At 41.7% G+C, this 9,292-nt stretch carries 6 protein-coding genes; all 6 read left to right on the forward strand.

What is annotated here, in order from left to right:
- Positions 1-288 precede the first annotated feature (288 nt).
- The 6 genes from DW005_RS12960 (at position 289) to DW005_RS12985 (ending at position 9,200) form a co-directional block, all read left to right on the forward strand.
- Entirely contained in the window at positions 289-1,437 is a 1,149-nt protein-coding gene (locus DW005_RS12960; RefSeq protein ID WP_242989485.1) for a metallophosphoesterase, read from the forward strand.
- Between the two features lie 177 nt (positions 1,438-1,614).
- The gene (gene pckA, locus DW005_RS12965) at positions 1,615-3,219 is read left to right on the forward strand and encodes a phosphoenolpyruvate carboxykinase (ATP) (protein ID WP_117480052.1); all 1,605 of its coding nucleotides are present in this window, start codon (positions 1,615-1,617) and stop codon (positions 3,217-3,219) included.
- Between the two features lie 78 nt (positions 3,220-3,297).
- Positions 3,298-4,659, forward strand: coding sequence for an MATE family efflux transporter (locus DW005_RS12970; RefSeq protein ID WP_117480054.1), 1,362 nt, complete (start codon positions 3,298-3,300; stop codon positions 4,657-4,659).
- Between the two features lie 99 nt (positions 4,660-4,758).
- A complete protein-coding gene (gene pflB / locus DW005_RS12975; RefSeq protein WP_117480056.1) occupies positions 4,759-7,011 on the forward strand; it encodes a formate C-acetyltransferase in 2,253 nt (750 codons plus the stop codon).
- An 83-nt stretch (positions 7,012-7,094) separates the two neighbouring features.
- Positions 7,095-7,850 (forward strand): pyruvate formate-lyase-activating protein, encoded by a 756-nt coding sequence (gene pflA / locus DW005_RS12980; RefSeq protein WP_117480058.1) that lies wholly within the window; start codon positions 7,095-7,097, stop codon positions 7,848-7,850.
- A 69-nt stretch (positions 7,851-7,919) separates the two neighbouring features.
- Positions 7,920-9,200, forward strand: coding sequence for an O-acetylhomoserine aminocarboxypropyltransferase/cysteine synthase family protein (locus DW005_RS12985; protein ID WP_117480060.1), 1,281 nt, complete (start codon positions 7,920-7,922; stop codon positions 9,198-9,200).
- Positions 9,201-9,292 lie beyond the last annotated feature (92 nt).

A 9,292-nucleotide genomic window follows, 5' to 3' on the forward strand; every position in this document is an offset into this window, starting at 1 on the left:
TTAATACGAGAAAAATCCACGACATTTGTCGTGGACTTTGTCTACAGTCTGAAAGAAGTTCAATTTGTCTCTTGACAAATGAACTTCTTTTTTTGCCCGTGGGGTGTGGCTGCGGTGGGGCAACACTTTTTCCTGAGTTTCGCAGGTGGGGTGGGTCGCATCAAGTAATCGTTTCTGCTGATTTATGGAAATCGAAAAAATGTGAACGAACACTTGATGCAACACACCTTGCATTTTCCCCTTTTTCCAAGTATAATAACTTCACTTGCAAAGGAAAGGATTGATTTGATGCAAATGATAATTATGATTGCGATGCTTAGTGTTATATTTGGATTGACAGGAACCTATGCATTCTGCAAGTCAGGCAGCATGATTGAATTTTTCGGTGGGAACAAAAAAACGAGAAAAATGAGGATTATCCGGAGTTTAATTTCTGTGGTAATTGGCGGATGCAGTGCCATGATGAGCCGCACGATTTCCATGGTGATGCTTCACCTAATTGTGTTATTCCTCTTTTTTGACGTTGTGGCATTTGTCCTGCGTCTTTTTCTGCGCCGCAAAAAAGAGAGCAGAGTATATCGGGTTCTTCATAAAATTTACCGCTGTGGTGCACTGCCGGTCGTTATTTTTATCATAGTTATGATTTATGGGCTTACCAACATGACAGAGGTAAAACAGACTGACTATTCGCTGGCAACGGTAAAAGAAATTGGAAACTATAAGATTGCCCTGCTTACAGATACGCACTTTGATACGATTCAAAGCAAGAATACGGTAAAAGAGGCACTTACCAATTTGCAGAACCAGCATCCTGACTTTTTGGTGCTTGGCGGCGATATTGTAGAGGAAAATACATCGTATGAAAGCATGCAGGAGATTTTTGCTATGGCGGGCAAAGTCAAAACCAAATACGGCGTTTATTATGTGTATGGCAATCATGACAGACAGCCGTATACGACGAATAAAGCCTATACGGAAAAACAACTGGATGAAACAATTGAGAAAAATGGGATTCATATCCTAAAGGATTCATACACCATAATAAATGATGAAATTATTCTGCTTGGAAGAGATGATGCCGGCTGGGCAAATACATCCGGGCGGAAGTCGACGAAAGAAATTCTTCAGAAAATTCCTCAAAAAGACCGCGAGGGAAAATATATTATAGCCGTTGATCATCAGCCAATTGAGGCGGAGGAAAATGCACAGGCAGGAGTTGATTTGGAACTTTCGGGGCACACGCACGCCGGACAGATTTGGCCGATTGGGCACTTTACGGAGATGGCGGGGCAGTTAAACTATGGTCTTTACCAGCGCGGTTCCTGCAAGGTAATTGTATCTTCCGGTGAAGCCGGCTGGGGGTATTCAATGCGTACGCAGGAGCACTGCGAATATGTCATGATAAATTTACAAAAACAGAAGGTGGATTTATTTTGATTTTTCGTGTATAATATACGAGATTAGTGTGAATTAGAACATTTCCAATGGATGACACAGATAGACAAAGGTTGACATTACCGAAAAATGTGGTACTATAGTTGTGAGATTTTTTATTGGATGACTAACTAACCAATGACTAATCAGAAAATAAGAAAGAAAAGAGGTTCGTGTAAGATGGCAAAAATTGATTTGAGCAAGTATGGAATTACTGGTGCAACTGACATTGTTTACAATCCTTCTTATGAGTTGTTATTCGAGGAAGAGACAAAAGCTGGGCTTGAGGGATATGAAGTAGGACAGGAAACAGAGCTTGGTGCAGTAAACGTTATGACAGGTATTTATACCGGACGTTCTCCTAAAGACAAGTACATTGTTATGGATGAGAATTCCAAAGACACAGTATGGTGGACATCTGATGAATATGCAAACGATAACCATCCGATGACAGAAGAAGCATGGGCTACCGTAAAAGATATTGCAAAGAAAGAACTTTCTAACAAAAGACTTTTTGTTGTAGATGCTTTCTGTGGAGCAAATGCAGATACCCGTATGGCTGTTCGTTTCATCGTTGAAGTAGCATGGCAGGCACATTTCATTAAGAACATGTTCATCCAGCCTACTGAGGCAGAACTTGAAACTTTTGAGCCGACCTTTATTGTATACAACGCTTCGAAAGCAAAAGTAGAAAACTACAAAGAACTTGGATTGAATTCCGAGACTTGTGTAGCATTCAACATTACAAGCCGTGAGCAGGTTATCATTAATACATGGTACGGCGGTGAGATGAAGAAAGGTATGTTCTCCATGATGAACTACTACCTTCCATTGGACGGAATTGCTTCCATGCACTGCTCCGCAAACACAGATATGGATGGAAAGAACACAGCAATCTTCTTTGGTCTTTCCGGTACTGGTAAAACAACATTGTCTACAGACCCGAAACGTCTCTTGATTGGTGATGACGAGCACGGCTGGGATGACAACGGCGTCTTCAACTTTGAAGGTGGATGTTATGCAAAAGTTATCGACTTGGATGCCGAGTCTGAGCCGGATATCTACAATGCAATCCGCAGAGATGCCCTTCTTGAGAACGTAACAGTAGATGCAAACGGAAAAATTGATTTTACAGATAAGAGTGTAACAGAGAATACACGTGTATCTTATCCGATTGATCATATTGAAAATATTGTACGTCCGATTTCTTCCGCACCGGCAGCACAGAATGTAATCTTCCTTTCTGCTGACGCATTCGGCGTACTTCCTCCGGTATCTATCTTGACACCAGAGCAGACACAGTACTACTTCCTTTCCGGATTTACAGCAAAACTTGCAGGTACTGAGCGTGGAATTACAGAGCCTACTCCTACATTCTCCGCATGTTTCGGACAGGCATTCTTGGAACTGCATCCTACAAAATATGCAGAAGAGCTTGTTAAGAAGATGGAGAAGAGCGGCGCAAAGGCATACCTTGTAAATACAGGATGGAATGGAACCGGCAAACGTATCTCCATTAAAGATACTCGTGGTATCATTGATGCTATCTTAAATGGTGATATCAAAAATGCACCAACAAAGAAGATTCCTTACTTCAACTTTGAAGTACCTACAGAACTTCCGGGGGTTGATTCCGGTATTCTGGATCCTCGCGATACTTACGCAGATGCTTCTGAGTGGGAAACAAAAGCCAAAGATTTGGCAGACCGCTTCACAAAGAACTTTGTTAAGTATGAAGGAAATGATGCAGGTAAAGCACTTGTAGCAGCAGGTCCTCAGAAATAATATTGATTAAAATGATAAAAAGAGGATGTCGGGGGCATGATTTGCCCCTGACATCTTTTTTGAGTGGATGGAAGAAAAATGAGTATAGAAACGAAAAATCCTTTGGGAGAACAGCCGGTAAACCGATTGCTTTCACAGTTTGCGATTCCAAGTATCATTTCAATGCTGGTTGGTTCTCTTTATAATATTGTAGACCAGTTTTTTATTGGTCAAAGAGTGGGAGAATTAGGAAATGCAGCGACAAATATTGCTTTCCCGTTGTCGACCTCTTGTCTGGCACTTGCTTTACTGATTGGGATTGGTGGTTCGTCTGCATTTAATCTGGCGATGGGGAGCGGAGATGATAAAAAGGCCGTGCATTTATTAGGAAATGCCGTTGTATTGCTTGCAGGAAGCGGTCTTTTCTTATCCATTATCACCTTTTTATTTTTAAAACCATTGCTTTTGTTTTTTGGATCACCAAAAGCGGTACTTCCCTTTGCCATAGAATATACAAAAGTTACGGCATTTGGATTTCCATTTTTACTTCTTGGTACCGGTGGAGGTCATTTGATACGAGCCGATGGAAGACCGCGTATGACGATGGTTTGCAATCTGATCGGAGCGGTGATTAATACCGTTTTGGATGCTCTCTTTGTGTTTGGATTGAATCTTGGTATGACCGGAGCGGCGCTTGCTACGGTTATTGGGCAAATGGTGTCCGGAATCATGGCGATTATTTGCTTGATGCATGGTAAGACGGTATCGATTCATAAAGAGCATTTGTTTGTAAAATGGGAAAATGTAACAAGAATTGCTTCGCTTGGTATGGCACCGTGCAGCAATCAGGTAGCAATGATGGTTGTGCAGATTATTATGAACCAGTCGTTGAAGCATTACGGTTCCCACTCGATTTACGGCGAAAATATTCCGATTGCGTGTGCCGGCATTATTACAAAAGTAAACATGATTTTTATGTCCTTTGTCATTGGACTTTCACAGGGTTTACAGCCGATTGCAAGTTTTAATTATGGAGCGGGGAAAAAGGGGCGTGTGAAGGAAGCATATATAAAAGCAGTTTCCATTGGTGCTGTTTTAGCAGTAATTGCATTTTTTATGTTTCAGTTTTTCCCAAGACAAATTATTTCCATTTTCGGAGATGGTTCCGAACTGTATTATCAGTTTGCAATTCGGTATTTTCATGTCTTTTTGTTTTTTACATTTGTCAATTTTATGCAGCCGATTACGTCGAATTTTTTCACAGCGATTGGCAAACCTAAGGTTGGCAGCTTTTTGGCATTGACAAGGCAGATTCTATTTTTACTGCCGTTAATCCTTTTGTTCCCGTTGTTTTTGGGAATTGATGGAATTATGTATGCTGGTCCGGTGGCAGACTGTTTAGCGGCGGTTGTCTGTTTTATTATGGTTTACCGGGAATTGAGAAATTTTAACCCAAAATGAAATGAGAAATAATATCATTGATTTGCTTGAAATTAGGTATAGAAAATGTTAGTATTACATTCAGCAATAGACATTTGCGATTTTTAAGGAGGTAACAAGATGAAAGAGTTCAAAGAATGGGATGGATTTGAAGGAAAAATCTGGAAAGAAGAGATTAATACCAGAGATTTCATTCAGAAGAATTACACCCCATATGATGGAGATGAGAGCTTTTTGGCAGGTCCTACTGATGCAACCAATCAGCTTTGGGGCGAGTTGCAGAAACTTCAGAAAGAAGAGCGTGCCAATAATGGCGTTTTAGATATGGAGACAGAGGTTGTATCTTCTCTGACTGCATATGGCCCGGGATATATTAAAGAAGAATTGAAAGATTTGGAGAAAATTGTTGGTCTTCAGACAGACAAGCCGTTGAAACGTGCGTTTATGCCATATGGTGGTATTAAGATGGCAGAACAGGCATGTACAACTTATGGTTACACACCAAATCCAAAGTTTAATAAAATTTTTAATGAATACCATAAAACACACAATGCTGCTGTTTTTGATGCGTATACACCGGAGATGAAAAAGGCTCGTCACAGCCACATCGTAACCGGTCTTCCGGATACTTACGGACGTGGACGTATCGTCGGCGATTACCGTCGTGTAGCTTTGTATGGTATTGACTTTTTGATTGAGCAGAAACAGAAAGATAAAGCAAACTGTGGATGCGGAACAATGACAGACGATGTAATTCGTCTTCGTGAGGAAATTGCAGAGCAGATTAAAGCATTGCAGGGAATGAAAGAAATGGCTCAGATTTATGGCTATGACATTTCACGTCCGGCAAAAGATGCAAAAGAAGCTGTTCAGTGGCTTTACTTTGGTTATCTGGCTGCTATTAAGACACAGAATGGTGCTGCCATGAGTGTAGGACGTATTTCTACATTCCTCGATATTTATATTGAGCGTGACTTGAAAAAAGGCATCCTGACAGAGACAGAAGCACAGGAATTGATTGACCATATGACAATGAAATTCCGTATGGTTAAATTTGCCCGTATTCCTTCTTACAACCAGTTGTTCTCCGGTGACCCGGTATGGGCAACATTGGAAGTGGCAGGTATCGGTATGGATGGACGTTCCATGGTAACGAAGAATGACTTCCGTTTCCTTCATACATTGGAGAACATGGGACCTTCACCGGAGCCTAACTTAACCGTGTTGTATTCGTCTGATTTGCCGGAAACATTTAAGAAATATGCTTCTGACATTTCCATTCGTACAAGTTCCATTCAGTATGAGAACGACGATGTGATGAAACCGGTATGGGGCGATGATTACTCCATCTGCTGTTGTGTATCTGCTACACAGACAGGTAAGGAAATGCAGTTCTTCGGAGCAAGAGCAAACCTTGCAAAAGCACTGTTGTACGCAATCAATGGTGGTGTGGACGAAAAAGAATTTAATCAGGTCGGACCGGCCTACAAACCGATTACGTCCGAATACCTTGACTATGATGAGGTTATGGAAAGTTATGACCGCATGCTTGACTGGCTGGCAGGTCTGTATGTAAATATTTTGAACCTGATTCAGTATATGCATGATAAATATTACTACGAAGCTGCTGAGATGGCTCTTATTGATACCGATGTACGCCGTACATTCGCAACCGGTATCGCAGGATTCTCTCATGTAATTGACTCTTTGAGTGCAATTAAGTACGCAAAAGTTAAGACAGTTCGTAATGAAGATGGTATTGTAGTAGGATTTGAGACAGAGGGGGACTTCCCACGTTACGGTAACGATGATGAGCGTGCCGATGAGATTGGTGTATGGCTTCTTGGTACATTCCTTGATAAGATTAAAAAATATCATACGTACCGTGATTCCGAGCCTACAACATCGATTCTTACCATTACTTCCAATGTGGTATATGGTAAAGCAACCGGTATGATGCCGGATGGAAGAAAAGCATTTACTCCATTTGCACCTGGTGCATCACCAAGTTACGGAGCAGAGCAGAATGGTTTGCTTGCTTCCCTGAACTCCGTTGCTAAACTCCCATATCACTGGGCTTTGGATGGAATTTCCAATACGCAGACGATTAATCCGGACGCATTGGGACATAATGAGGATGAGCGTAAGAACAATTTGGTTCAGGTACTTGACGGATACTTCGATCAGGGAGCACATCACTTGAATGTCAATGTATTTGGAAAAGAAAAATTGTTGGATGCACAGAAACATCCGGAAAAAGAAGAATACGCAAACTTTACGATTCGTGTATCCGGTTATGCCGTTAAATTTATCGATTTGACCGAAGAACAGCAGAATGATGTAATTGCACGTACCTGCCACGGAAGAATGTAAAGTAAAACTTCAAAAAAATCTGGATGCACAGCCGGGAAGTTTGTCCCGGTTGTGCATCTTTTTCAAGTGAAAGAGAGGTAATTATGAAGGGATATGTTCATAGTATTGAGACATTTGGTCTGGTGGATGGACCGGGCGTGAGGTATGTACTTTTTGTGCAGGGATGTAAGATGCGCTGTCGGTATTGCCACAATCCGGAGACTTGGAAGATTTGCACAGATGAAGATGAAAAAATGGATGTCGGACTTGGCTGGCAGACGGCAAAAGAGGCATTTGATCGTGCTTACCGTTATCAGAATTACTGGAAAAATAATGGAGGGATTACCGTCAGTGGCGGCGAGCCATTGTTGCAGATTGATTTTGTTACAGAACTTTTTAGGTATGCAAAAGAAAAGGGGGTTCATACGACTTTAGATACCAGTGGAAGTGTTTATGGAGAAGAACCGGCAACCGTTGAAAAGTTTGAAAAACTGATGGAAGTTACAGACCTTGTAATGTTAGATATCAAGGAAATGGATGAGGAAAAACACAAGAAATTGACCGGACGAAGCAACAAAAATATTCTTGCGATGGCAGATAAAATGAATGAAATGGGAAAAGAAATGTGGATTCGCCACGTTCTTGTTCCGGGGCTTACTGATGGCAAAGAGGATTTGAAAGCACTTCGAAAAAAACTGGATGAGTGGACGAATGTGAGCCGTGTGGAAATTCTACCGTATCACACACTTGGTCTTTTTAAATGGGAAAATCTTGGCATTCCGTATTCACTTGAAGGTGTTCCGGTGCCAACGGAGGAACAAGTGAAAGAGGCAGAGGAGATACTGGGCATAAAAAAATAATAGGAAATTCATGGAAAATATGATATAATGAAAGGCAAATTACATGAGGAAAAGAAGGAGTTACAAAAAATGAGTGATTACAAGTTAAATACAAGATGTGTGCAGGGAGGCTATACGCCGGGAAACGGGGAACCAAGACAGATTCCAATTATTCAGTCAACTACATTTAAGTATGATACCAGCGAGGATATGGGAAGATTGTTTGATTTGGAGGCGGAAGGGTATTTTTATACACGTCTTCAGAATCCGACTAATGATATGGTCGCGGCTAAAATTGCAGAACTTGAGGGGGGTACAGCAGCAATGCTTACATCTTCCGGACAGGCTGCCAATTTCTTTGCGCTTTTTAACATTTGCGAAAATGGAAGTCATATTGTTTCTTCCTCCAGCATTTACGGAGGAACCTTTAACTTAATTGAAGTGACAATGAAAAAGATGGGAATTGATGTTACATTTGTTTCTCCGGACTGTACAGAAGAGGAACTGAATGCGGCATTCAAAGATAACACAAGAGCGGTATTTGGCGAGACGATTGCCAATCCGGCACTTACGGTTTTGGACATTGAAAAATTTGCGAGAGCAGCACATGCACACGGGGTACCGCTGATTGTAGATAATACATTCCCGACGCCGATTAACTGCCGCCCAATTGAGTGGGGAGCTGATATTGTTACTCATTCGACGACAAAATACATGGATGGCCACGGTGCAGCAGTAGGTGGCGCAATTGTGGATTCCGGCAAGTTTGACTGGATGGCTCATGCAGATAAATTCCCGGGACTTTGTACACCGGATGAGTCGTATCACGGAATCACGTATGCAGAGAAGTTTGGTAAGGAAGGCGCATTTATTACAAAATGTACCGCACAGTTGATGCGTGATCTTGGTTGTATTCAATCTCCACAGCATGCCTTTTATTTAAATCTTGGCTTGGAGTCTCTTCACGTGAGAATGCCACGCCACGTGGAAAATGCGCAGGCGGTTGCAGAATTCTTGGAAAGTCATGAAAAGGTAGCGCATGTAAGTTACTCCGGTCTTAAAAATGACCCGTATTATGAATTAGGTCAGAAATATCTGCCAAATGGTGGATGCGGCGTTGTTTCTTTTGAATTAAAAGGCGGCCGTGCGGCGGCAGAAAGTTTTATGAAACGTTTGAAACTGGCAGCAATCGAAACCCATGTTGCAGATGCCAGAACGTGCTGCTTAAACCCGGCAACATCGACACACCGTCAGATGAATGATGAGCAGCTTTTGGCAGCCGGTATTCCGGCAGGCCTTGTTCGTATTTCTTGCGGACTTGAAGATAAAGCGGATTTAATTGCTGATTTAAAACAGGCGTTAGAGGATTAAATTGACATAAAAAGCCAGCGAAGATGCTGGCTTTTTACATTTTTGTATTGGCAATAAAAATAAACCACCTGCTATGCAGGTGTGTTCCCAAA

This window comes from Clostridium sp. AF36-4, from assembly GCF_003435975.1.
Lineage (GTDB): Bacteria > Bacillota > Clostridia > Lachnospirales > Lachnospiraceae > Eubacterium_F.